Raw genomic sequence first — 23,607 nt, 5'->3', positions numbered from 1 at the left:
CATGACTGAAGTAGTGGACCGCCCCGCCGGCAAGGGGCAGGGCGCCGCAGCCCCCGGCAAACCCGCAACCGGCCCCACCCGCTCCGAGCCCACCCGGCCCAACCCCGCCGTCGACGTCGAGGCATTGGGCCGGCAGCTGCTGGGCAAGTGGTCAGCGGTCCGGCTCCAGGCCCGTGACCTGGCAGCACGTCCCGAGCTGCACAAGGTCGAAGGCCTGACTCACAGTGAGCACCGGAACAGGGTGTTCGGCCAGCTGAAGTACCTTGTGGAAAATGAGGCAGTCCACCGTGCCTTCCCGGCAGCGCTGGGCGGTTCCGACGACCATGGCGGAAACATCGCCGGGTTCGAGGAACTCGTGGTGGCCGATCCCTCACTCCAGATCAAAGCCGGGGTGCAATGGGGCCTCTTCGGTTCCGCGGTCATGCACCTGGGCACCGCGGTACACCACGCCAAGTGGCTCCCCGGCATCATGAACCTGGACATCCCGGGATGTTTTGCCATGACCGAAACGGGACATGGCTCCGACGTGGCAAGCATCGCCACGACGGCCACCTACGATCCCCAAACGGAGGAATTCGTGGTGCACACCCCGTTTCGTGCGGCCTGGAAGGACTACATCGGCAACGCCGCCATCGACGGACTCGGGGCGGTGGTGTTCGCCCAGCTGGTGACACGCGGGGTCAACCATGGTGTCCACGCCTTTTACGTGGACCTGCGGGACCCGGCCACGAAGGAGTTCCTGCCGGGCATCGGGGGCGAGGACGACGGCATCAAGGGGGGACTGAACGGCCTCGACAACGGCCGCCTGCACTTCACCCAGGTCCGCATTCCGCGCACGAACCTCCTGAACCGTTACGGTGATGTGGCTCCGGACGGAACGTACACCTCCCCCATCGCCAGCCCCGGCCGTCGGTTTTTCACAATGCTCGGAACCCTCGTGCAGGGCCGGGTGTCACTGGACGGCGCCGCCGTGGCTGCATCGAAGATGGCACTGCAGGCCGCCATCCGCTACGCCGCCGAGCGCCGCCAGTTCAACGCCTCCTCCCACACCGAAGAGGAAGTCCTGCTTGACTACCAGCGGCACCAGCGGCGCCTGTTCACCCGGCTGGCCACTACTTACGCCGCCGGTTTCGCGCACGAACAGCTGCTACAGAAGTTTGACGACGTCTTCTCCGGAGCGCACGACACCGACGGGGACCGCCAGGACCTCGAAACCCTCGCCGCCGCGCTCAAGCCCCTCAGCACCTGGCACGCGCTGGACACCCTGCAGGAATGCCGCGAGGCCTGCGGCGGCGCCGGGTTCCTGATCGAGAACCGCTTTGCGTCCCTGCGGGCGGACCTGGACGTCTATGCCACGTTCGAGGGCGACAACACAGTGCTGCTGCAACTGGTGGCCAAACGCCTCCTTGCCGATTACGCCAAGGAGTTCCGGAACGTGGACTTCGGAGTGCTCGCCCGCTACGTGGTGGGCCAGGCAACCGGCGCCGCGATCCACCGCACCGGCCTCCGCCAGGTGGCCCAGTTCATGGCGGACACCGGATCGGTCCAAAGGGCCGCCATTGCCCTGCGTGACGAGGAAGGCCAGCGCGCGCTCCTCACCGACCGGGTGCAGACGATGGTGGCGGAAGCAGCAGGCTCGCTCAGGGGCAGCAACCGCCTCTCCCAGGAAAAGGGGGCCGCCCTGTTCAACCGGCACCAGAACGAACTCATTGACGCCGCCCAGGCGCACGCCGAGCTGCTGCAGTGGGAGGCCTTCACCGAGGCACTCCGCGACGTTAGGGACCCCGGCACCAGGACGGTACTCACCTGGCTGCGGGACCTTTTCGGCCTGTCGCTGATCGAGAAGAACCTCTCCTGGTACCTCATGAACGGCCGGCTCTCCATGCAGCGGGCCCGCACCGTTGGCGAGTACATCAACCGGCTGCTGGTGAAGATCCGTCCGCATGCGCTGGACCTCGTGGAGGCCTTCGGCTACAGCCCGGACCATGTGCGGGCCGCGATCGCCACCGGCGCAGAAAAGGAGCGGCAGGACGAGGCGCGCGCCTACTTCCGCAGCCAGCGTGCCAGCGGGGCGGCTCCGGTGGAGGAGAAGTTCCTGCTGGCCAGGACTGCGCCGGGCAAGCGCGGCTGACGTCCCCAACTGCCTTAACGACGGCGGCGCCGTTCCCCTCGCGAGGGAAGCGGCGCCGTCGTCGTATTACGGTAAGGGACGGTCAGCTGGAAGCCGGCAGCACCGACCGGTAAACCTCGAGGGTGGTTTCGGTAATGGATTCCCAAGAGAAGTGCTTCTCTGCGCGCAGGCGGCCGGCCTGGCCCATGGCGCTGGCCCGCTCGGGATCTGAAACCACCTCCGTAAGGGCGGCGGCGAATTCGGTGACGAACTTCTCCGGATCGAGGGGCGTCCCGGTGCCGTCCGTGACCTGTTCAAGGTCCACGAGAAGTCCGGTCTGTCCGTGGTCCACCACCTCGGGAATACCGCCGGTGGCGCTGGCCACCACTGCGGCTCCGCAGGCCATGGCCTCCAGGTTCACAATGCCCAGCGGCTCATAGATCGAAGGGCAGGCGAAGGCGGTGGCGTGGCTGAGGACCTGGATGAGCTCGTTGCGGGGCAGCATGCGTTCGATGAGCACCACACCGGTGCGCTCGCGCTGCAGGTCCTCGATGAGGCGCGCAGTCTCGGCAGCCAGTTCGGGCGTGTCCGCTGCACCCAGGCACAGGACCAGCTGGACGTCGGCGGGCAACTTCGCCGCCGCCCGGAGAAGGTAGGGGACGCCCTTCTGGCGCGTGTTCCTGCCCACAAAGACGACGCTCGGCTTCGCCGGATCGATGCCCAGGGCACGGACGGCGTCGTCGTTTTCATCACGCTGCCAAAGCTGCACGTCGATGCCGTTGTGGACCACCCGGACCTTTGCGGGGTCCACGTTGGGGTAGCTGCGCAGGATGTCCTGGCGCATCCCCTCTGACACGGCGATGATCGCGGCGGCAGCCTCATAGGCGGTTTTCTCCACCCAGGAGGACAGAGCGTAGCCACCGCCGAGCTGCTCCGCCTTCCAGGGGCGCAGCGGCTCCAGGCTGTGGGCGCTCAGCACATGGGGGATGCCGTGAAGCAGGGAGGCGAGGTGGCCTGCCATGTTGGCGTACCAGGTGTGCGAATGGACAAGGTCCGCCCCTTCGACGTCCGGGACAATCCGAAGGTCCACCCCAAGGGTCTGCACTGCCGCGTTAGCCCCGTCCAGGTCCTCCGGAACCTGGTAGGAGGTCACGGTGGCGCCGTGGTAATCGGTGTCCCGGGGAGCACCGAAAGCACGAACCTGCAGGTCAACATGCTTACTAAGCACCCTGCTCAATTCTGCTACGTGGACTCCGGCGCCACCGTAGATCTCCGGCGGGAACTCTTTGGTCACAATGTCTATTCGCACAAGACCCAAGGTAGTCCCTCACGCTTAAGTGTTCTAGTGTGAAGGAGTCCGGGCATGCCGGACTGTCTTGGGGAGTTACGAAGGCGTACAGGAGCGACCATCATGCCGTTGAACAAAAAAGTCCTGGCCATTGTCCTCGCAGGTGGCGAGGGAAACAGACTGATGCCACTGACGGCAGACCGGGCCAAACCTGCTGTACCCTTCGCCGGAAGCTACCGCCTGATTGACTTCGCGCTGTCCAACCTGGTGAATTCGCGCTACCTGCAGATCGTGGTCCTGACGCAGTACAAATCCCACAGCCTTGACCGCCACATCTCCGAGACCTGGCGCATGTCCACCCAGCTGGGCAACTATGTCGCCTCGGTGCCCGCGCAGCAGCGCGTGGGCAAGAGCTGGTTCCTGGGCAGCGCCAACGCCATCTACCAGTCACTGAACCTGATCCATGACGCCAACCCGGACATCGTGGTGGTGGTGGGCGCTGACCACGTATACCGGATGGATTTTGCCCAGATGGTGGCGCAGCACGTGAACAGCGGCGCCAAGGCCACCGTGGCTGCCGTGCGCCAGCCGCTCCACATGGCCAACCAGTTCGGCGTCATCGAGGTGGACCAGAACGATCCCCAGAAGATTGCCGCCTTCGTGGAAAAGCCTGCCACCACGCCCGGCCTGGCAGCCGATCCCTCGCAGTTCCTCGCCTCCATGGGCAACTACGTCTTTGACGCCGACGCCCTGGTGGCAGCACTGCACGTGGACGCCGAACGCCTGGACACCAAGCACGACATGGGCGGGGACATCATCCCCTACTTCGTCAATCAGGGTGAGGCGGGCGTCTATGACTTCACGCTGAACGAGATTCCCGGTTCCACGGAACGCGACCGCACCTACTGGCGGGACGTGGGCACCATCGACTCCTTCTACGACGCCCACATGGACCTGATCTCCCCGCTGCCGGTCTTCAACCTGTACAACTCCGAATGGCCCATCTACACCCGGCAGAGCATTTCCCCGCCGGCCAAGTTTGTCCGCGGCCTGAACAACACGGTGGGAACGGCGCTGGACTCGATCGTGTCCAGCGGCGTGGTGATCTCCGGCGGCGTGGTGGAAGGCTCGGTCCTATCCAATGACGTCTACGTGGCAACCAGCAGCCGGGTGATCGACTCGGTCCTGATGGACAAGGTGCAGGTGGGCGAAGGTGCCGTGATCAACCGGGCCATCATCGACAAGAACGTCAAGGTGCCGGCCGGCGCCGCCATCGGGCTGGACGCCGACCTGGACCGGGCACGCGGCTTCAAGGTCACGGATTCCGGCATCACCGTGCTTTCCAAGGGCCAGGAAGTCCCGGAACCGGGCGATGAGGAACGCCAGCTCGCCGCCAAGAACCTGCACCTCGTCCCGAATGCCGTCAAGGCTGCAGCGGAACAGTACCCGGAGCTGCGGGAATCCGTGGACAAGGTAGCTGAAACGCACGCTGCGGCTGCTGCGGACTCCGCCAGCGGGGCCCGGGTCTCCTAGTTCTGTCAGCCCGCGCCGGCGGTCTTGCAGGCACCGCCAGCGGGCTTAATCCTGCACCGGCGGCCTGTAAAATTGGTCCAATGAGCTCCCCCGATCTGACCCCCGAGGAAATTCAGGCCTGCCTCAAGGTCCTGAATACGATCCACGCCTATGACGAGGAGCACCCGGACTACATCTCGGTGCGGCGCGCTACCGGCAAGATGTTCAAGGCAGTCAAGAGGCACCGCCGGGTCACCAAGCGTGACCTGATCTCGGAGGCGGACAGGGCCGTGCTGGCCATGACGGCCACCGCCGCCCCGGACCGCATTGACGACGAGACCCGCGGCAATAAGCTGGCGCCGTCCGTCACCGGCAAGGTGGCCGGACACCTTATCCGGTCCCGCCCCTGCTACATCTGCAAACAGCACTACACCCAGGTGGATGCTTTCTACCACCAGCTGTGCCCCGAGTGCGCAGCCTTCAGCCACGGCAAGCGGGACGCCCGGACCGACCTCACCGGCCGCCGCGCGCTGCTCACCGGGGGCCGCGCGAAAATCGGGATGTACATCGCCCTCCGCCTGCTCCGGGACGGCGCGCACACCACCATCACCACACGGTTCCCTAAGGACGCCGCCCGCCGGTTCGCCGCCATGGAGGACAGCGCCGACTGGCTGCACCGGCTCCGGATCGTGGGCATTGACCTGCGGGACCCCGCCCAGGTCATGGCCCTCACGGACTCGCTCAACGAGGCCGGCCCGCTGGACATCATCATCAACAACGCAGCCCAGACCGTCCGTCGCTCAGGGAACGCCTACAAGCCCCTGGTGGACGCGGAGGACGAGCCGCTTCCGGCCGCCCTGGAGCAGGCCAACGGCGGCCCTGAGCTGCTGACGTTCGGCCATGCGCACGACAGGCACCCCTTGGCTTTGGCCGGCAGCGTCACGGAGCACCCGGTCCTCGCCGGGGACGCCATCACGTCGCTGGCTCTTTCCACAGGTTCCGCTTCGCTGGAACGCATCGCATCCGGCACCGCCATTGACGCCGGCGGGCTGGTCCCGGACCTGGCCACCATCAACAGCTGGACCCAGGTGGTTGACGAGGTGGACCCGCTGGAAATGCTCGAAGTCCAGCTGTGCAACGTGACGGCGCCGTTCCTCCTGGTGAGCCGGCTGCGCGGTGCCATGAAGCGCTCCACTGCCCGGCGGAAGTACATCGTGAACGTCTCTGCCATGGAAGGCCAGTTCTCCCGCGCTTACAAGGGACCCGGCCATCCGCACACCAACATGGCCAAGGCAGCGCTCAACATGATGACGCGCACCAGCGCCCAGGAGATGCTGGAGACTGACGGCATCCTCATGACCGCAGTGGACACGGGCTGGATCACTGATGAGCGGCCGCACTTCACCAAGGTCAGGCTTATGGAGGAAGGCTTCCACGCACCCCTGGACCTGGTGGACGGGGCCGCCCGGGTCTACGATCCGATCGTCATGGGCGAGAACGGCGAGGACCAGTACGGGGTGTTCCTCAAGGACTACAAACCAAGTCCCTGGTGAGGGCAAGCCCGCGGCATGGGCGCCGAACCATCGGCTGAAGTTCACCGGCACGCAGCACATCCTGAAAACCACGCAGCTCTGCCTCTTGCCCTGCAGGCAGGCAAGAAGGACGTGTTCGTCCGCATCACCCCCGACAGCGTCACCGGCTGCCGCTTCAAGGTGACGGAACCGCTGACCTGGTGGACCCAGCCCAGCGGCGCCGTCAGGACCGGTCCGGAGTAACGGGGGCCAAAGCGGCGGGCGCAGGAACAGCGGCTAGGCGAGCTGCGTGATCTCCACGCTGACGTTCAGCGCGGATCCGCCGCCGCCGGACAGGATGCCCTTGAGCGGAGAGACATCGCGGTAGTCCCGGCCGCGGGCCACCGTGACGTGGAAATCCCCGGCCGGCTTGTGGTTGGTGGGGTCCCAGCTGCGCCAGTTGCCGTCCCACCACTCCAGCCACGCATGCGACTGCCCGGCCACGGTTTCACCGACCCCCGCACTGAAGCGGGGGTGCAGGTAGCCGGAGACGTACCGCGCCGGGATGCCGCAACTCCGCAGCGCGCCGATGGCGAGGTGGGCCAGGTCCTGGCAGACACCCTTGCGCTGGGTCCAGGCTTCTTCGGCGTTGGTGGTCACGGCAGTGGAGCCGGACATGTAGCTCATTTCCCCGCGCATCCACTCAAACACTGCCATGGCTGCCTCATGGGGGTTCTTCCCGGACACCACGTGCGGGATGATGCCCAGAACTTCCTCGCCGGGTCCGCTGAGCCGCGACTGGGGCAGCCAGTCACTGAACGTGTTGAGCGTCTCCGGCGAGGCTAGGACATCCCAGCCCACAATGTCGGACTCTACGGGGATCTTCTCCGCGCGGTGCACCTCCACCGTGATGTTGGAGACGACTTCGAGGTGGTCGTGGGGCATCTGCATGTCGAAGGCCGTGACCCTGGTTCCCCAGTAGTCACGGTAGGTGCTCACGGCCCCCTGCGACGGCGAAACCTTGACCACCGACTCCAGCACCACCTGCTGGGAATCCGTCAACGGCGTCATCCTGGCCTCGTTGTAGGACAGAGTGACCCGCTTGTTGTACTTGTACGCGGTTCTGTGGATGATGCTCAGCCGGGTCATGAAACCTCTCCCACCCAGGCCAGCTCGTCCGCCTGATTGAAGTACTTGCGTGAAATGGCGTCGGAAGCCTGGGACACTGCCTTTTGCACCCGTTCCATGTGTTCCGGAAGTTCGGACATGAGGTCGTCCGTCCGGTGGAACTCCAGGAAGGTGCGGGCCTGGCCCACGATCCGGCGTGCGTCATTGATGAACCCCACCCGCTGGGCGGAGGGATCCAGCTTGGCCAGGCACTCGTCGGCGTCCCGCAGAGCGTAGACGATGGAGCGCGGGAACAGCCGGTCCAGCAGCAGGAACTCGGCAGCGTGCTGGTCCCCGAAGGCGGCGCGGCGGGTGCGCAGGAAGGATTCGTAGGCGCCGGCGCAGCGGAGCATGTTGACCCAGGACATGCCGGCGGACAGCACGTCCCGGGTGGACAGCATCCTGGCCGTCATGTCAGCCCGTTCCAGCGAACGGCCCAGGACCAGGAAGAGCCAGCTTTCGTCGTGGCTCACGGTGGTGTCGGCCAGGCCGCTGACCATGGCTGTGCGTTCCAGCGTCCAGTTGCAGAACCGGTAGGTGCCCACCACATCCTTGCGGTGCTGGCTCAGCCCGTAGTACGTGGTGTTCAGGCTTTCCCAGAGACCGGAGGAGACAGTCTCCCGGGCCCGCCGGGCGTTCTCCCGGGCGGCGCCCAGCGAGCCGGCAATGGAGGTGGCGCTGGTTTTGTCGTAGGCCAGGGCATGGAGCAGCTCGGGAAGCCCGAAGTCGTCGTTCTGCGGCCGGGCACCCATGACGGCCAGGAGCTCCTGGGCCACGCTCCTGCGTTCCTCCATGGGCAGGTGGTTGAGCCGTTCCAGGTGGACGTCCAGGATGCGGGCCGTGCCGTCCGCACGCTCCACATACCGGCCAATCCAGAAAAGGGACTCAGCAATACGGCTAAGCATTCGCGGCTACCTCCTGCGCGCCCGAAACTTCACAAAACAGATGGTCGACGGCGGGACGGGTCACTGCTGCTGCTCCGACTGGCGGTCCCGCCAGTTGCTCTCCACGGGCCAGACCGAGACGCGCTCCCGTACCGAAATAGCGGAGCGGGGAACGGTTTCCACCGGCATCTGGGGGGAATCGGCAAGGACCCAGGTGTCCTTTGACCCGCCGCCCTGGCTGGAGTTCACAATCAGCGAGCCCTCCTTCAGCGCCACGCGCGTAAGGCCGCCGGGGAGCACCCAGACGTTGTCGCCGTCGTTCACTGCGAAGGGCCGCAGGTCCACGTGGCGGGGGCCGAACTTGTCACCGCTCAGGGTGGGCACAGTGGACAGCTGCAGCACCGGCTGGGCGATCCACCCGCGGGGATCGGCGATGACCCGCTGGCGCAGGGCGTCCAGTTCGTCTTTGGAGGCGTCCGGTCCGATGACCAGGCCCTTGCCGCCGGAGCCGTCCACGGGTTTGACCACCAGTTCGGACAGGTTGTCCAGCGTGTACTCGCGGGCTTCCTTCTCCTCCAGGCGGTACGTGTCCACGTTGGCGATGATGGGCTCCTCGCTCAGGTAGTACCGGATCAGGTCAGGGACGTAACTGTAGACCAGTTTGTCGTCCGCGACGCCGTTGCCCACGGCGTTGGCGATGGTCACCCCGCCGGCCCGCGCGGCATTGACCAGTCCGGGGCAGCCGAGCATGGAATCGGCACGGAACTGCAGCGGGTCCAGGAAGTCGTCGTCGATGCGCTTGTAAATGACGTCCACGCGCTGCTCGCCTGCGGTGGTGCGCATGTATACGCGGTTGCCGCGGCAGATGAGGTCGCGGCCCTCCACCAGTTCCACACCCATCAGGCCGGCCAGCAGGGTGTGCTCAAAGTAAGCACTGTTGAAGACGCCGGGAGTGAGGACGACGACGGTGGGATCGTCCACGCCGGCAGGGGCGGTTTTGCGCAGGGCTGAGAGCAGCCGGCGCGGGTACTCCTCCACCGGCCGGATGAGCTGCTGCCCGAAGGCCTCCGGGAGGCCCTTGGCCATGGCGCGGCGGTTTTCCAGCACGTAGCTTACACCGGAGGGGACACGGACGTTGTCCTCCAGCACCCGGAAGGTTCCGGCGGCATCACGGACCACGTCGATGCCGGAGATGTGCACCCGGACGCCCCCGGCCGGTTCAAAGCCGTGGACCTGCCGGTGGAAGTGCGCACTGGTGGTCACCAACTGCCGGGGGATCACGCCGTCGGACACCACGGTCATCTTGTCGTACACATCGTTGAGGAAGGCTTCGAGCGCACGCACGCGCTGGGCTACCCCGCGCTCCAGCACATCCCATTCAGCAGCCGGAATGACCCTGGGAACAATGTCCAGCGGAAAGGGACGCTCCTCGCCCGCAAAGTCGAAGGTGACGCCGCGGTCCAGGAAGGTGCGGGCCATCGAGTCGGCGCGTGCGCTGACGTCGGACAGCGAGAGCTTGCGCAGGGCCTCCGCCACCTGCCCGTACGAGTCCCGGGCCTGCTGCCCCGGGGCGAACATCTCGTCGTACGCTCCGGTCCGGCCCGCGGCCACGGAGTAATCCTGGAAAAGGTCTGACATGTTCACAAGCCAACCATCTTTTTGTTTCGAATTCATAAACCAGCATCCATTGTGGCGTGTTGGCGGGAGGAGGCCTATTCGTGCATTGAGGGGCTTTTCCGGCACAGTAGGTGGGTGCCAGTCAGCAGAACCTTCCGCGAGGAGCCCGGCCGGGGCGTTCCCGGACATGCCGTCAGGCTGCTCCCGGGCCTTCTGACAGCCGCCGCTGCCCTGGCAGCGGCCTTCCTGGTCCACAGGCTCGTACCGGTGCTGCCGGCCATGACGCTGGCAGTGGTGCTGGGCATCCTGGCCGCCAACCTGCCCGCGGCCGGAGTGTGGACCGCCGGCAGGGCCAGGCCGGGACTGGACTTCGCCGGAAAACACCTGATGCGCGGTGGCATCGTCCTGCTCGGCCTGAAGGTCAGCATCATGGATGTGCTGGGGCTGGGCTGGCTGGCGCTGGTCCTGATCGTCGCCGTGGTGGCGGTGAGCTTTGGCGGAACCTACCTTGTATCGCGGCTGTTCCGGCTGCCGCCGGTGACGTCCCTCCTTGTGGCGACCGGGTTTTCGATCTGCGGCGCCTCAGCGATCGGGGCCATGGCTGCAGTACGGCGCATCCGGCACGTGGACACCGTCCTGCCGGTGGCGCTGGTGACCCTCTGCGGAACCCTGGCCATCGGCGTGCTGCCCCTGTTCGTCCATCCCCTCCAGCTCACCGCGCCGGTTTTTGGCGCGTGGACGGGCGCCTCGGTGCACGACGTGGGCCAGGTGGTGGCCACGGCGCAAACTGCGGGGACCGCGGCGCTGGGCATCGCCGTCGTGGTCAAGCTGACCCGGGTGCTGCTCCTGGCACCGGTGGCAGCACTGGCCGGCGCGCACCAGCGGCTCGCACCGCAGACGGCGGGCACGGCGGACGGGACGGACGCCAAGCTGCCGCCGGTGGTGCCCCTGTTTGTCCTGGGCTTCGTGGCCATGGTGGGCCTGCGCTCCACCGGCTGGCTGGCAACCGGCTGGTTGGAGGCAGGAGGCGTGGCGCAGGACATCCTGCTGGGTGCGGCCCTGTTCGGGCTGGGGTCCGCGGTGCGCGTCCGCACGCTCCTGCACACCGGCGCCCGGGCGCTCCTGGCAGCGCTCGTGTCGTGGCTCCTGATAGCCCTTCTGGGACTGGCGGCTGCCCTGCTGATCGCCGGATGATTCTGGGCACCCGCCCCATGATTAGATAGCTGGGTGTCACATGAGAACCTGCAGCGCGATGAAGCCGCCGAACGATCAGCATTGATCCAAACCACCAGCTATGACGTATCGCTGGATGTGCGGCAGGCAGCAGATCCGGACGGGGCCGGTTACCCGACCCGCAGCATCATCACCTTCACCGCGGAGCCGGGCAGTTCCACCTTTCTGGACTTCATCGGCACTGTGCACAGCGTCCTGCTCAACGGCCGGGAACTGCGGGTGAAGGACGTGGTGGACGGAGCGAGGATCCGGCTGGACAACCTTCAGGCGGAGAACCAGGTGACCGTCAACGGGACGGCCCTGTACAGCCGCTCCGGCGAGGGCATGCACCGGTTCGTGGATCCCGCGGACGGCCAGTGCTACCTATACACGCAGTACGAGCCGGCCGACGCCCGCCGGGTCTTCGCCAACTTCGAACAGCCGGACCTCAAGGCCGTGTACACCTTCCACGTGATGGCTCCCGCCCACTGGCAGGCTGCCTCCAACGGCGCTGAAACAGGGCGGACCCTGCTCACCAGCGATCCCGCCACTGCCCGCTGGGACTTTGCCCCCACCGAGCCGATGTCAACCTATATCACCACAGTCCTGGCCGGGCCCTACTTCAAGGCGGAGGACCGCTGGCAGGCAACGCTCGACGACGGCACCTCCCTGGACGTCCCGCTCGCCCTCTACTGCCGGGCCTCCATGGCGGACTCCTTCGACACGGAAGAACTGTTCCGGCTGACCAAACAGGGGCTGGACTTCTTCAACCGGCTCTTTGACTATCCCTACCCCTGGGGCAAGTACGACCAGGCGTTCGTGCCGGAGTACAACCTGGGCGCCATGGAAAACCCCGGCCTGGTGACGTTCACGGAAAGCTACGTCTTCACGTCGCGCGCCACGGATGCGCAGTACCAGGGGCGGGCCAACACCCTGATGCATGAGATGGCGCACATGTGGTTCGGCGACCTGGTGACCATGCAGTGGTGGGACGACCTGTGGCTGAAGGAATCGTTCGCGGACTACATGGGGACCCTGGGCGTGGACCGGGCGACGGACTGGGACACCGCCTGGGTGAATTTCGCCAACAAGCGCAAGGCCTGGGCCTACGTCCAGGACCAACTGCCCACCACCCACCCGATCGTGGCGGACATCCCTGACCTTGAGGCGGCCAAGCAGAACTTTGACGGCATCACTTACGCCAAGGGCGCCTCCGTACTGAAGCAACTGGTGGCCTATGTTGGCTTTGACGCCTTCATCGCCGGCTCCCGCGCCTACTTCCGGAAGCACGCGTACGGCAACACCTCCCTTGCGGACCTGCTGGATGCACTCAGCGCAGCCTCCGGACGGGACCTGGCCGGATGGGCGCAGCAGTGGCTGCAGACCTCCGGCATCTCCGCGCTGTCCCTGGGCTTCATGTCCCCCGAAGCAGCAGACGACGACGGCGTGCTGGGCGGGGTGGCCATCCTCCAGCAGGCTACGGATCCGGTCACGGGACGGGAGGAGCTGCGCCCGCACCGGCTGCGCGTGGGAGCCTTCAACTTCGATGACGACGGCGCCCTGGTGCGGACGGACAGCTACGAAACGGACATCGTCGGAGACCGCACCGAGCTCCCCCAGCTCGCCGGAAAGCCCCGGCCCGCGCTCCTGCTCCTCAACGACGAGGACCTCACTTATGCAAAGGTCCGGCTCGACCCGGCCTCGGAAGCCACCGTGCGTTCCTCGCTGGACCGGATCGCCGATCCCATGGCCCGGGCTCTCTGCTGGACAGCGCTGTGGAACTCCGCGCGCGACGGCGAAAGCCCTGCCGCGCGCTATGTGGACGCGGTCGCCGCCTTCGGTCCGGCAGAAACAGGGATCGGAGTTCTGCTGAACGTCCTCGACAACGCCGTCACCGCCGTCGAACGCTACACACCGGCGGTTCGCCGCCACGCTGTGCGTACCTCCTTCCTCTCAACCGCTGCAGCCGAAATGGACCGGGCCCGGCCCGGCTCGGACCAGCAGCTTGCCTGGGCGAGGACCCTGGGCACGCTCAGCAGGCACGATGACGCCCTCCTGCGCCGGCTCAAGGGTCTGCTGGAGGGTACGGCGCCGGTGGCAGGCCTGGTGGTGGACGCGGAACTTCGCTGGCACTTCTGGCATGCCCTGGCGGCCAATGGTGAGGCGACGGAAGCAGAGCTGGACGCTGAGCTGGCCGGGGACATCACCGCTTCGGGACGGGCCGGGCACGCCACCGCCCTGGCTGCGAGGCCGGATCCGCAGGTCAAGGCAGCGGCATGGAAAGCGGCAGTGCAGGGCAACGAACTTTCCAACCAGCTCCTGACCGCCACCATCAGCGGGTTCACCACGGCTCCGGCCGGGTTGCTGGAGCCGTACATCGAGCCGTACTTCGCCTGCCTGCGCGAGGTCTGGGAGACCCGCAGCATCGAGATCGCCAGCCGGATCGTCCGAGGCCTCTATCCCCTCGCCCAGGACCTCGCTGAGTGCACGGAACCGGCGGACCACCCGGTGATCAACCGGACAGACGGGTGGCTGGCGGCCAACGCCGACGCGCCCCGGGCACTGCGCAGGATCATCATTGAGCAGCGCAGCCACCTGCTGCGGGCACTCACGGCACAGGCCGCCGTCGTCCCTTCACCCGCTCGGTGACAACGCCTTCTTCGTACCGCCCCGCGCAGTGAATCTGTTGGTCCGTGCGCAGGGGCAGTCCCTGCGCAGTGAACCCGCGGCTGAACGCGCGTTGGCGTGCAGCGTCCGACTCAGGGGACGCGATGAAGCCACTCCGCAGTGCCGAACTTGGCGGCAACGCGCTCGCGGGCCGCTTCCAGTTCCGCCTCGCTCACTTGTGACGGGCTGGCGCCGTAGCGGTCGGTGAAGACTTCCGTCATGGCCTCAATGATGGCAGTGCGGGCGAGTCCGGTCTGGCGGCGCAAAGGGTCGACGCGCTTCTTGGCGCTGCGGGTCCCCTTGTCCGAGAGCTTTTCCTTGCCGATCCGCAGCACTTCAACCATCTTGTCGGCGTCGATGTCGTAGCTCATGGTGACGTGGTGCAGCATGCCCCCGTTGGCCAGCCGTTTCTGTGCCGCCCCGCCGATCTTGCCCTGGTCCGTGGCGATGTCGTTCAGCGGCACGTAAAAGGCGTTGATGCCCAGCTTCTCAAGCGCTGCCATCACCCATGAGTCAAGGAAAGGGTAGGAGTCGGCGAAGCTGATGCCGTCCACGAGGGTCTGCGGAAGATAGAGGGAGTACGTGATGCAGTTGCCCGCTTCCATGAACATCGCTCCCCCGCCACTGATGCGCCGGACCACCGTGATGCCGTGCTTCTCCACGCCGTTGGGGTCCACCTCGTTGCGGACTGACTGGAAACTGCCGATGACCACTGAGGGTTCCTGCCAGTCCCAGAAGCGGAGGGTGGGGTTGCGGCGGCCTGCACCCACCTCCCCGGTGAGCACCTCGTCCAGCGCCACGTTGATTTCGGTGGGCAGGACAGTGGGCGGGATGACGTGCCAGTCGTGATCCGCCCAGGACGTTGCCCTTGCCAGGGCGCGGCGAACGGTGACGGCAACCGCGTCCGCGGAGAAGCCGAACAGGGCCGCGCCAGGCGGCAGCGAGGCCTTGACGACGGCGCCAAGCTCGCCCGCCGTCGTGGTGTCCGGCAGCCCCGTCAGAGCCTGGTTGATGTCCAGGAGGGCCTCGTCCGGCTCCAGGAAGAAGTCCCCGCTGAGACTTACGTTGGCCAGCCGGCCGTCAACCACATCCAGGTCCACCACCACGAGCTTGCCGCCCGGCACCTTGTATTCACCGTGGCGGCGGGAGGCGGGATCATGGCGCGGAGACTGTAAGGCGGTCATGCCTTCCATCCTGCCCCAGATTGCGCCGTCCTACGTATCGGCGTGTAAAAACGCGGAGGGCCCGCACCGTTTCCGGTGCGGGCCCTCGCAAAAGAACCTTTGGAGGAAGTGAATTACTTCTTGCCGCCGAAGCCCTTGAAGCGAGCGTTGAAGCGCTCGACGCGGCCCGCGGAGTCCATGATGCGCTGCTTGCCCGTGTAGAACGGGTGGGACTCGGAGGAGATTTCGACGTCGATAACCGGGTAGGTGTTGCCGTCTTCCCACTCGATGGTCTTGGAGGAAGACACGGTGGAGCGGGTCAGGAACTTCGTGCCGGAAGCCAGGTCGTTGAAGACGACAGCTTGGTACTTCGGGTGGATCTCAGACTTCATAATGGGACCTTTGTTCGCGCAACTGGATTTTGCCAGTTGCCAGGTATGAATGGGATGGCTGGATTCTGCTTCGCGAAAAGCAGGACGGCCAGCTGTCAATCATAGCGGATAACAGCGGTGCCCGCGAACAGGGATGAGACCTAGTCCCGCACTCGCAGCTCCCAAAACGCGACAGCCGACGCCGCGGCCACGTTGAGCGAATCCACGCCGCTGCGCATGGGAATCTTTACGGCGAGGTCGACGGCGGCAAGAGTCTCCGCGCTCATGCCGGCGCCCTCGGTGCCGAGCACCAGGGCAAGCTTCTCCGGATTCTGGTCGGCAACCTTGTCCACGTCCTGCGCATCCTCGGTCAGCTCCAGCGCTGCAACAGTAAAGCCGTGGTCCTTGAGCAGGTGGAGGTCCTGCGGCCAGCTGGTGAGCCTTGCCCACGGCACCTGGAAGACGGTGCCCATGCTCACCCTGACGCTCCGGCGGTACAGCGGGTCACCGCAGCGGGGCGAGACGAGGACGGCGTCGATGTCCAGGGCGGCGGCGGACCGGAAGATTGCACCCACGTTGGTGTGGTCCACGATGTCCTCCAGCACGGCCACCCGCCGGGCCCCGGCGAGCAGTTCCGGAAGCGGCACCGGGGCCGGACGCTGCATGGCGGCCATTGCACCGCGGTGGAGGTGGAAACCGGTGATCTCCTCCAGGAGGGCTGCGCTGCCGATGAAAGCGGGTACGTCCGGGTAGGCGCCGAGGATGTCCTGGAGGTCGTCGAGCCATTTCTCGGCCAGGAAGAAGGACCGGGGCTGGTGCCCTGCGGCAAGGGCGCGGCGCAGCACCCGGGATGACTCGGCGATGTACATACCTTCGGCGGGTTCGCGGAGCTTGCGCAGGTGGACGTCTGTGAGCCTGGTGTAGTCGGACACCCGCGGGTCGGCAGCGGATTCGAGGTAGTGGATCGTCACCGGGTGATTATTGCAGCAGATCGGCGATCATGAAGCCCAGGGCCACGAGCCCCAAAACCAGGATGACCGACCGCAGGACTGTTGGTGAAAGCCGGCGGCCCACCTTGGCTCCCAGGACCCCGCCGATGCTGGAGCTGACGGCGATCAGCAGCACCACCAGCCAGTTGATCCGGTCAAAGGCGAAGAGCATGTAGGACACCGCTGCCACCAGGTTCACGCCCAGGACCAGGATGTTCTTCATGGCGTTGGCATTCTGGATGGTGCCGGTGAGGAAGACGCCGAGGATGCCCACCAGCAGGATGCCTTGGGCAGCCACGAAGTAGCCGCCGTAAACTCCGGCAAGGTACACCAGCACCACCAGGAGGATTCCGTGGCGTTTGTCGCGCACGGCATGCTCCGGGTTTTCCTCGCGGGTACGGACCCACGTTTGCAGCCGGGGCTGGAACACCACCATCAGGAGGGCCAGGACAATGAGGACGGGGGCGACGTAGTGGAAGACTTCTTCCGGCAGGTGCAGGAGCAGCCAGGCGCCGGAAATGCCGCCCAGCAGCGATGCCGGCAGCAGCCGCATGAGCTGGCGGCCGCGGCCCTTGAGTTCCCGGCGGTAGCCGAAGGCACCTGCCGCGCCGCCGGCCACCAGCCCCATGGCGTTGCTCATCGACGCAACCACCGGAGTGACGCCCAGGGCGATGAGCACGGGAAACGTCACCAGGGTGCCGGAACCCACTACTGCGTTGATCATGCCGGCCCACAGCCCGGCAACGGACACAAAAGTGCTGCTGAGAAGATCCAAGGTGCTGCGCTGCCGCTTTAGCGGCGGGCGACGGCGGTGTACCGGCCGGCGTTGACGGTGACGTCAAGGTCCAGCCCAAACGTCTTGCTCAGGTTGTCCGCTGTCAGGACCTCCGTGATCGGTCCTGCGGCAACCACGCCGCCGTCGCGCAGCAGCATGGCGTGGGTGAAGCCCGGCGGGACTTCCTCAAGGTGGTGCGTCACCAGGACCATGGCAGGCGCTGCCTCGTCCTGGGCAAGTTCCCCGAGTTTGTGGACCAGTTCCTCGCGGCCCCCGAGGTCCAGGCCGGCTGCCGGCTCGTCCAGCAGCAGCAGTTCGGGATCGGTCATGAGGGCGCGGGCGATCTGAACGCGCTTGCGCTCCCCCTCGGACAGCGTGGCGAAGGTTCTGTTCAGGAGGGGACCCATGCCCCAGTCATTGAGCAGGCGGAAAGCCCGCCGCTCGTCGTCGCGCTCGTATCCCTCGCGCCAGCGGCCGGTGACGCCGTACGCGGCGGTGACCACGACGTTGAGGACGTTCTCCTGCTCCGGAATCTGGGTGGCCAGCGCGGCGGAGGAAAGTCCGATGCGGGGGCGGAGTTCGAAGACGTCGGTGCGCCCCAGGGTTTCGTCAAGGATGCCGGCTTTGCCGCTGCTGGGGTGAAGCCGGGCGGCGGCGATCTGCAGGAGCGTCGTTTTGCCGGCACCGTTGGGGCCGAGGATTACCCAGCGTTCGCCTTCATTGACTTCCCAGTCAACCTTGTCCAGCAGGGTCTTTTTACCTCGGACAACGCTGACGGAAGCCAATTCCAGAACATCACTCATAGGAGTAGACACTAGGACAAAAAAGAGGCCGACTGATAACCGGCGTTTAGAGCCCTGTCATGCCCCCGCGACAGGCAGCACCAGCAGGTAGCCGGCGGGCAGATCGCTGCTCCAGCGCCGCGGTTCACGGACCACGAACTGCGTTGCCAGCTCCTCCGGGGTGAGGAGGCTGTTGGGCGCTGGTGAGGGGCCCCATTGCCCGCTGCCGTGCGGGTACAGCGGATCCAGGACGCGGACGCCGGTGACCGAGAACTCCGGGAACTGTGCAGGATTACCGACGGATTCGAACCCGCTCATCACCCAGGCATGGCGGCCCCTCCACATGACCAGCCCCACCGGACCGCCCGTCTCGGAAATGGCGCGCGCCGCGGTCCGGAGTGCGTCTCCATAGTCCGGGATACTAACCACCCTGTATGGCCCCATGCCGGCCTCGGTCAGCACCTGTGCCCAGCCCAGCGGGTTGGCGCCGTTGAACGAGTTGGAAGACCGCGCCCTCGCCATCTCCCACAGTTCGCTTTGCTGGGTGGGATCGGCCCAGGTGGCGCCGCCGGTGTCGTCGATGAGGTTGTGGGCCATTTGTATGCTCGCCGCCACGCACCAGTCGAAGGTGTACTGCGGCACGAAGTCCCCCTCCTGGTAGAGGTTGAGGGCAAAGGGCTGCGGTACCGGAGGTGGCGCGGGTGCCGGCGGCGGCGAGGGAACGGGTGTGGCGGTGAGAGTCGGAGCCGGCGTCGGGATTTGTGTCCGAACGGTGGCCGTGACGGACGTGGCATCCCCGGAAGCATCCGGGGCAGAAGACGCGGGACTCATCTGGCTGATGGCCGCCGGCCCGGTGGCAGCCTGGTCCAGGCCCACGACAGGCGAACAGCCAGTGAGGAGGGCCGCCAGGACTGCGAGCGAAGCCTGAACACGGCGGGGGGCACCGAGCATGCTTCAGTCTAGCGCGGTGGGGTGGCCAGTCCTCCAGCGTCGGCCCCCGCAATGAATTAAGGGGACCCCTCCTCCGCTGACTAAGATTGCAGGCATGACTTCGAACGTGACTGCGGTCAGCTACGGCCTGAATATCACTCCGACGGGGCTGGAGCAGCTGCGTTCCGTCCTCAACGCGAACGGCGCCGAACTGCTGTCCGAAACCAGCCACGGTGACAGCCGTTACCAGGTACAGGTTGCAGAGATCAGTCTCCCGGACGCGACTGCTGCCGGCCTCGCAGGCCTGCGCCGCGCGGTCGCGCATGCATCCATCGGCGGCTTCGACACCGCGCTCGTCCCCGCCGAGCTCCGTTCCGCCGGGCGGAAAATGCTGATCATGGACGTCGACTCCACGCTGATTCAGCAGGAAGTCATCGAACTTCTTGCTGCATATGCCGGGAAGTTCGAAGAAGTCGCGGCCGTCACCGAGGCAGCCATGCGCGGTGAGCTGGACTTCACCCAAAGCCTCCACGCACGTGTTGCGGTGCTGGCGGGGCTTCCGGCCGACGTCGTGCGTTCCGTGCGTGAGGAAGTGAAGCTGAGCCTGGGCGCGGCGGACCTGGTGGCCGCCTTCAAGGCGGCGGGCCACGTGGTGGCCGTAGTGTCCGGCGGCTTCAACCAGATCCTGGAGCCGATTGCGGATGAGCTGGGCCTGGACCACTGGCAGGCCAACGAACTGGAAATCGTCGACGGTGTCCTGACCGGCAAGGTATTGGGCCCAGTTGTTGACCGGGCCGCTAAGGAGAAGTTCCTGCGGGAATGGGCGGCCGCCGAGGGAATCGCTCTGGAGCACACCATTGCCGTAGGCGACGGCGCCAACGACCTGGACATGCTCGGTGCTGCCGGGATCGGGGTGGCGTTCAATGCCAAGCCGGCCGTGCGGGCAGTGGCCGACGCCGCCATCAACATGCCGTACCTGGACGCCGTACGGCACATCTCAGGCGACTGACCCTGACTTTTCCAACCGCGAAATGACAGTCCACGGCAGTCTCCGTAAGGAACACTGCCGTGAACTGCCATCCTGCGTGGAAGCCTAGCTGGCCGGCTGGCCCGCGCCCTTACCGAAATAGTCTGCGCCGCCGGCGTACTCGGTGTGGCCGGACTCGACGTCGGCGGTGACCATGCTGGATACCACCTCGGCGAACTCCTCGACGGAGTACAGCTTTCCTGCCTCGGCCCTGCGTGCCTCGATGGCGCCCGGGGTTGAGCGGTCCAGCAGGGTCGCGGTGACGGTTCCCTCGATCATGTCGCCGGACACGACCACGAGAGTGATGCCCTTCTCGGCGAGGCTGGGAATGAGTTCGCGCAGGGCGTCCTCACCGGCACGCTTGCTGCGTGCCACCGGCTCGTAGGCCTCCATGGTGGGCACCGTGTTGATGAAGTGTGCCTGGTGGCTGGTCACGAACACCACGCGGGAGCCTTCCTGCATCAGGGGCACGGCGGCGTTGAGCATGTTGATCTGGGCGTCGCGGTTCAGCTTGAGGGCGTAGTCCTCGCCCATGCCGGTCTCCATGCCGCCGGAGGCGTTCAGCACCAGGATGTCCAAGGAACCGAAGTTTTCCATCGCGGCGCTGGCCAGGGCCTGCACGCCTTCCTGGCTGGTGAGGTCGGCGCCCACGGCCACTGCCCGGCCGCCGTCGGCCTCGATGCCCTGTACCACCTTGTTGGCGCGGGGAGCCTTCTGGCGGTAGTTGACTACGACGGCGGCGCCCTCCTTGGCGAGGTTCTTCGCCACCTCTGCGCCGATACCGCGCGAAGATCCTGTCACAATGGCGGTCTTGTTATCCAGCAGTCCCATGCGGGCTCCTTTTGTCTGAAACGTCTAAATCGCTGATGGTCTGCAGTCCATCATGCCAGCGGCGTTGGGCATTTCCCTTGTGTGACCTACACAAAGAAGCGGCCCCCTGCTAGTTTGCCGGCGGGGTCAGTGCCCCATGCCCAGGCCGCCGTCAACGGGGATGACGGCGCCGGAGATGTAGGCTGCCTCGTCACTGGCGATCCAGCGGACCACGTTGGCAACCTCGGAAGCTTCAGCGAAACGGCCGGCCGGGATGCTGTTCAGGTAATCCTTCTGCGTGGCTTCGGGCAGTTCGGCAGTCATGTCCGTGTTGATGAAGCCGGGGGCCACCACGTTGGCCGTGATTCCACGGGAACCGAGTTCGCGGGTCAGGGACCGGGCGATGCCCACCAGGCCTGCCTTTGACGCTGAGTAGTTGATCTGGCCGGGGGCACCGTAGAGGCCGGACACGGAGGAGATCAGGACAACGCGGCCTTTGCGCAGGCGGATCATGCCTTTGGAGGCGCGCTTGATGACACGGAAGGCGCCGGTCAGGTTGGTGTCGATCACGGATGTGAAGTCGTCCTCGCTCATGCGCAGCAGCAGCGTGTCCTTGGTGATACCGGCGTTGGCCACCAGCACCTCCACCGGGCCGTGGGCAGCTTCCACCTCCTTGAAGGCCGCGTCCACGGAGCCCTCGTCCGTGACGTCAGCCTTGACGCCCAGAATTCCCTCCGGCAGCTTGGACTCGCTGCGGTAGGTCACCGCCACCTTGTCACCGTTGGCAAGGAACGCTTCGGCGATGGCCAGGCCGATGCCGCGGTTGCCGCCGGTAACCAGGACGCTGCGGGGTGCGGTGGCTGCTTCAGTCATGTAAAAGGCTCCGGAATTCTGCGGCGTGCTGCAGCCGCGGTAGGAAAGGGTGATTTGGCTGACTTCGATCTTAGCCGCAGGGCCCGGCCGGGTTTGGGTGCCACTGCCGATGGTGAGAGAATTGACGTAAGCCTTTGGAGCGTGATCAATCACCGTGACCCTTGAAAACCATGCGGGACAATCCGCGCCTGGAGAACCCGGCCGATTCTCGGGCGATCCGGAAGTCCACAGCATCACGGATGCTGCGGGAGCGCATTCCGAGGATATGCGCCAGCGCATGATCAAGTACGCGCTGGCCATGGGAATCCGCATGGTGTGCCTGGTGCTGATCTTCGTGGTGGACGGGTGGTTCAAAATCATCGCCGTGGCAGGAGCGGTTTTCCTGCCCTGGATTGCGGTGGTCATAGCCAATGGGAACGACAAGGCTGAGGGACACAGCGACGCCCTGCTGGATTCTGCGCCCCTGGCGGAGATTGAGAGTCCCCCGGCTCCTTCCGCCGAGGAGGAAGTCGGCAGCGAGATTCTTCAGGGCGAACTGGTAATTGAGGACGACGACGAAACACCGGGCCAGGAGCGGAGGGCATCTTGAGCATTTTTGACTTCGCTGCGGGCACCGACCCAGCGATGGCTGAGGACGCGGCGGTCTGCTCCCGCAAAGCTTGCCGTGCCCGGGCGTCCTGGCAGGTCCTCTGGAACAATCCGAAGATCCACTCCCCCGAGCGCCGCAAGATCTGGCTGGCCTGCGCCGACCACCGTGAGTGGCTGGAGGATTACCTCCAGACCCGCGGGCTGTGGAAGGAAACGCTGCCCCTTGAGGACCGCGCGGCGGGTGTCCTGGAGCAGGACAGCTGAATGTACCGTTTCCTCTTTTCCAGCAAGTGGCTGGGTTATCTCCTGCTGGCTGCCATCTTCGCGTCCGCCTGCGTGTTCCTGGGGCGCTGGCAGATGGACCGGCGCGCGGAGACGCTGGCGGAGATCAACCGCGTGGTCACCAACTACTCGGCAACACCCATCGCCTTCACTGACGCCCGGGAGCAGTTCGACCGGCTGGACCCGGGCATGGAGTGGACGCAGGTGGAGCTGAAAGGCTCGTATCTGGTGGACGGCCAGCGCGTTGTCCGGAACCGCCCCTTGAATGGCCAGCCGGGCTACGAAGTGGTGGTCCCGTTCCGCGTGACCACCGGCGAAACCGTGGTCATTGACCGCGGCTGGCTCCCCATCGGCAACAAGAACCCAGGCAGCCCGGATTCGGTGCCGGAACCGCCCGCAGGCGAGGTGACCGCCGTCGTACGTTTGAAGCACCCCGAACCCGAACTGCAGCGGAGCGCACCCGAAGGGCAGCTGGCGTCCATCGACCTCGCCGCCTACTCGGCACAGCTCGGGTACCCCCTGCTGACCGGGGCGTACGGCCAGCTCGCATCGGAAACGCCGCCGGCGGCCGAGATGCCGTTCCCCTTCCCGAAGCCCTCCACCGAGGAGGGAACGCACCTGTCCTACTCGCTGCAGTGGTTCGCCTTCGGCGTCCTGATGTTCGTGGGGTTCGGATACGCTGCGCGGCAGCAGGCGCGCAACGCCGAGATCGATGCCGAGGACGACGACGAGCCGGCAGAGGGTGCGGTCCACCCAGCTGCCGCGGCAGCACGCCGTCGTCCGCCCGCCCCGCGGAAGCGCAGGAAGGCGACGTCCGAGGAAGAGGAAGACGCCCTCCTGGACGCGCAGGGGTACTGAGGCGTGACGGAATACGACGGCGGCCCGGTCGTCGCCCGTGTGCGTTCGTCGGCTGCCTTGGTTGCGTTCGCGGCGCAACGTGCTTGATTTCGCGCGCGCTGCTCGTTCCTCGCTTTGACGAGCAGAAGTCTGAGCGGGCACCAGCGCCCGTGGCAGGGTGATTTGTGTAGCCTGCGTCAGAGGCGAGGAAC

General features: G+C 66.1%; 22 protein-coding genes. 10 read left to right on the top strand and 12 right to left on the bottom strand.

Annotated features, from left to right (window positions below; translation table 11 throughout):
• Position 1: 1 nt before the first annotated feature.
• Complete coding sequence (locus FDW81_RS10515; protein ID WP_138134136.1) at positions 2-2,131, top strand: acyl-CoA dehydrogenase; 2,130 nt, start codon at positions 2-4, stop codon at positions 2,129-2,131.
• Positions 2,132-2,213: 82 nt separating this feature from the next.
• Here FDW81_RS10515 and glgA read toward each other — a convergent pair whose 3' ends face one another.
• On the bottom strand, positions 2,214-3,419 hold the full coding sequence (gene glgA, locus FDW81_RS10510; protein WP_138134135.1) for a glycogen synthase: 1,206 nt from the start codon (positions 3,417-3,419) through the stop codon (positions 2,214-2,216).
• Positions 3,420-3,521: 102 nt separating this feature from the next.
• Here glgA and glgC point away from each other — a divergent pair, with 102 nt between their 5' ends.
• From glgC to FDW81_RS18720, 3 genes are all read left to right on the top strand, one after another.
• Complete coding sequence (glgC, locus tag FDW81_RS10505) at positions 3,522-4,931, top strand: glucose-1-phosphate adenylyltransferase (RefSeq protein WP_138134133.1); 1,410 nt, start codon at positions 3,522-3,524, stop codon at positions 4,929-4,931.
• Positions 4,932-5,011: 80 nt separating this feature from the next.
• Complete coding sequence (locus FDW81_RS10500; RefSeq protein WP_138134131.1) at positions 5,012-6,463, top strand: SDR family NAD(P)-dependent oxidoreductase; 1,452 nt, start codon at positions 5,012-5,014, stop codon at positions 6,461-6,463.
• A 15-nt stretch (positions 6,464-6,478) separates the two neighbouring features.
• Entirely contained in the window at positions 6,479-6,685 is a 207-nt protein-coding gene (locus FDW81_RS18720) for a hypothetical protein (RefSeq protein ID WP_370278928.1), read from the top strand.
• A 33-nt stretch (positions 6,686-6,718) separates the two neighbouring features.
• Here the strand turns inward: FDW81_RS18720 and FDW81_RS10490 are convergent, their stop codons facing one another.
• From FDW81_RS10490 to FDW81_RS10480, 3 genes are read right to left on the bottom strand one after another with little or no spacing between them, the layout of a single operon-like run.
• Entirely contained in the window at positions 6,719-7,570 is an 852-nt protein-coding gene (locus tag FDW81_RS10490) for a transglutaminase family protein (protein ID WP_138134130.1), read from the bottom strand.
• Entirely contained in the window at positions 7,567-8,493 is a 927-nt protein-coding gene (locus FDW81_RS10485; protein ID WP_138134128.1) for an alpha-E domain-containing protein, read from the bottom strand. The genes FDW81_RS10490 and FDW81_RS10485 overlap by 4 nt, the downstream gene beginning before the upstream one ends.
• 60 nt (positions 8,494-8,553) lie before the next feature.
• A complete protein-coding gene (locus FDW81_RS10480; protein WP_138134126.1) occupies positions 8,554-10,110 on the bottom strand; it encodes a circularly permuted type 2 ATP-grasp protein in 1,557 nt (518 codons plus the stop codon).
• 114 nt (positions 10,111-10,224) lie between these two features.
• Between FDW81_RS10480 and FDW81_RS10475 the strand changes: the two genes are divergently transcribed.
• Both FDW81_RS10475 and pepN read left to right on the top strand, forming a co-directional pair.
• Entirely contained in the window at positions 10,225-11,283 is a 1,059-nt protein-coding gene (locus tag FDW81_RS10475; protein WP_138134124.1) for a YeiH family protein, read from the top strand.
• 33 nt (positions 11,284-11,316) lie between these two features.
• The gene (gene pepN / locus FDW81_RS10470; RefSeq protein ID WP_138134122.1) at positions 11,317-13,950 is read left to right on the top strand and encodes an aminopeptidase N; all 2,634 of its coding nucleotides are present in this window, start codon (positions 11,317-11,319) and stop codon (positions 13,948-13,950) included.
• Between the two features lie 110 nt (positions 13,951-14,060).
• On the opposite strand, the gene FDW81_RS10465 is transcribed toward pepN, so the two are convergent.
• The 6 genes from FDW81_RS10465 to FDW81_RS10440 form a co-directional block, all read right to left on the bottom strand.
• On the bottom strand, positions 14,061-15,152 hold the full coding sequence (locus FDW81_RS10465) for a biotin/lipoate A/B protein ligase family protein (RefSeq protein WP_138134120.1): 1,092 nt from the start codon (positions 15,150-15,152) through the stop codon (positions 14,061-14,063).
• 113 nt (positions 15,153-15,265) lie between these two features.
• Positions 15,266-15,523: a type B 50S ribosomal protein L31 gene (locus tag FDW81_RS10460; protein ID WP_138134119.1), complete on the bottom strand. Its 258-nt coding sequence runs from the start codon at positions 15,521-15,523 to the stop codon at positions 15,266-15,268.
• Between the two features lie 140 nt (positions 15,524-15,663).
• Positions 15,664-16,473: an RNA methyltransferase gene (locus FDW81_RS10455; RefSeq protein WP_138134117.1), complete on the bottom strand. Its 810-nt coding sequence runs from the start codon at positions 16,471-16,473 to the stop codon at positions 15,664-15,666.
• Between the two features lie 7 nt (positions 16,474-16,480).
• Positions 16,481-17,266, bottom strand: coding sequence for a sulfite exporter TauE/SafE family protein (locus tag FDW81_RS10450; protein WP_138134115.1), 786 nt, complete (start codon positions 17,264-17,266; stop codon positions 16,481-16,483).
• Positions 17,267-17,283: 17 nt separating this feature from the next.
• The gene (locus FDW81_RS10445) at positions 17,284-18,069 is read right to left on the bottom strand and encodes an ABC transporter ATP-binding protein (protein ID WP_138134113.1); all 786 of its coding nucleotides are present in this window, start codon (positions 18,067-18,069) and stop codon (positions 17,284-17,286) included.
• A gap of 57 nt (positions 18,070-18,126) precedes the next feature.
• Entirely contained in the window at positions 18,127-18,999 is an 873-nt protein-coding gene (locus tag FDW81_RS10440) for a hypothetical protein (protein ID WP_138134111.1), read from the bottom strand.
• A 94-nt stretch (positions 19,000-19,093) separates the two neighbouring features.
• Here FDW81_RS10440 and serB point away from each other — a divergent pair, with 94 nt between their 5' ends.
• A complete protein-coding gene (serB, locus tag FDW81_RS10435; protein WP_138134109.1) occupies positions 19,094-19,987 on the top strand; it encodes a phosphoserine phosphatase SerB in 894 nt (297 codons plus the stop codon).
• An 84-nt stretch (positions 19,988-20,071) separates the two neighbouring features.
• Here the strand turns inward: serB and FDW81_RS10430 are convergent, their stop codons facing one another.
• Positions 20,072-20,836: an SDR family oxidoreductase gene (locus FDW81_RS10430; RefSeq protein ID WP_138134107.1), complete on the bottom strand. Its 765-nt coding sequence runs from the start codon at positions 20,834-20,836 to the stop codon at positions 20,072-20,074.
• Positions 20,837-20,962: 126 nt separating this feature from the next.
• On the bottom strand, positions 20,963-21,688 hold the full coding sequence (locus tag FDW81_RS10425; RefSeq protein ID WP_138134105.1) for a beta-ketoacyl-ACP reductase: 726 nt from the start codon (positions 21,686-21,688) through the stop codon (positions 20,963-20,965).
• A 154-nt stretch (positions 21,689-21,842) separates the two neighbouring features.
• On the opposite strand from FDW81_RS10425, the gene FDW81_RS10420 reads away from it, so the two are divergent.
• From FDW81_RS10420 to FDW81_RS10410, 3 genes are read left to right on the top strand one after another with little or no spacing between them, the layout of a single operon-like run.
• Positions 21,843-22,277 (top strand): DUF3099 domain-containing protein, encoded by a 435-nt coding sequence (locus FDW81_RS10420; protein WP_138134104.1) that lies wholly within the window; start codon positions 21,843-21,845, stop codon positions 22,275-22,277.
• On the top strand, positions 22,274-22,540 hold the full coding sequence (locus FDW81_RS10415; RefSeq protein ID WP_138134102.1) for a hypothetical protein: 267 nt from the start codon (positions 22,274-22,276) through the stop codon (positions 22,538-22,540). The genes FDW81_RS10420 and FDW81_RS10415 overlap by 4 nt, the downstream gene beginning before the upstream one ends.
• A complete protein-coding gene (locus FDW81_RS10410; protein ID WP_138134101.1) occupies positions 22,541-23,416 on the top strand; it encodes an SURF1 family protein in 876 nt (291 codons plus the stop codon).
• Positions 23,417-23,607 lie beyond the last annotated feature (191 nt).

The organism is Pseudarthrobacter sp. NamB4 (assembly GCF_005796185.1).
Classification (GTDB): Bacteria; Actinomycetota; Actinomycetes; order Actinomycetales; family Micrococcaceae; genus Arthrobacter.
Note: the sequence above shows the minus strand (reverse complement) of the source record. Positions and strands in the feature narration are given on the sequence as shown.

Excerpts from the sequence above, each read along its gene's own strand:
- glgC (WP_138134133.1), top strand. The coding sequence starts at position 3,522 with ATGCCGTTGAACAAAAAAGTCCTGGCCATTGTCCTCGCAGGTGGCGAG.
- FDW81_RS10440 (WP_138134111.1), bottom strand. The coding sequence starts at position 18,999 with ATGCTCGGTGCCCCCCGCCGTGTTCAGGCTTCGCTCGCAGTCCTGGCG.
- FDW81_RS10485 (WP_138134128.1), bottom strand. The coding sequence starts at position 8,493 with ATGCTTAGCCGTATTGCTGAGTCCCTTTTCTGGATTGGCCGGTATGTG.
- FDW81_RS10430 (WP_138134107.1), bottom strand. The coding sequence starts at position 20,836 with ATGGGACTGCTGGATAACAAGACCGCCATTGTGACAGGATCTTCGCGC.
- FDW81_RS10480 (WP_138134126.1), bottom strand. The coding sequence starts at position 10,110 with ATGTCAGACCTTTTCCAGGATTACTCCGTGGCCGCGGGCCGGACCGGA.
- FDW81_RS10410 (WP_138134101.1), top strand. The coding sequence starts at position 22,541 with ATGTACCGTTTCCTCTTTTCCAGCAAGTGGCTGGGTTATCTCCTGCTG.
- FDW81_RS10425 (WP_138134105.1), bottom strand. The coding sequence starts at position 21,688 with ATGACTGAAGCAGCCACCGCACCCCGCAGCGTCCTGGTTACCGGCGGC.
- FDW81_RS10465 (WP_138134120.1), bottom strand. The coding sequence starts at position 15,152 with ATGACCGCCTTACAGTCTCCGCGCCATGATCCCGCCTCCCGCCGCCAC.
- FDW81_RS10500 (WP_138134131.1), top strand. The coding sequence starts at position 5,012 with ATGAGCTCCCCCGATCTGACCCCCGAGGAAATTCAGGCCTGCCTCAAG.
- FDW81_RS18720 (WP_370278928.1), top strand. The coding sequence starts at position 6,479 with ATGGGCGCCGAACCATCGGCTGAAGTTCACCGGCACGCAGCACATCCT.
- FDW81_RS10515 (WP_138134136.1), top strand. The coding sequence starts at position 2 with ATGACTGAAGTAGTGGACCGCCCCGCCGGCAAGGGGCAGGGCGCCGCA.
- FDW81_RS10490 (WP_138134130.1), bottom strand. The coding sequence starts at position 7,570 with ATGACCCGGCTGAGCATCATCCACAGAACCGCGTACAAGTACAACAAG.
- FDW81_RS10445 (WP_138134113.1), bottom strand. The coding sequence starts at position 18,069 with ATGAGTGATGTTCTGGAATTGGCTTCCGTCAGCGTTGTCCGAGGTAAA.
- serB (WP_138134109.1), top strand. The coding sequence starts at position 19,094 with ATGACTTCGAACGTGACTGCGGTCAGCTACGGCCTGAATATCACTCCG.
- FDW81_RS10460 (WP_138134119.1), bottom strand. The coding sequence starts at position 15,523 with ATGAAGTCTGAGATCCACCCGAAGTACCAAGCTGTCGTCTTCAACGAC.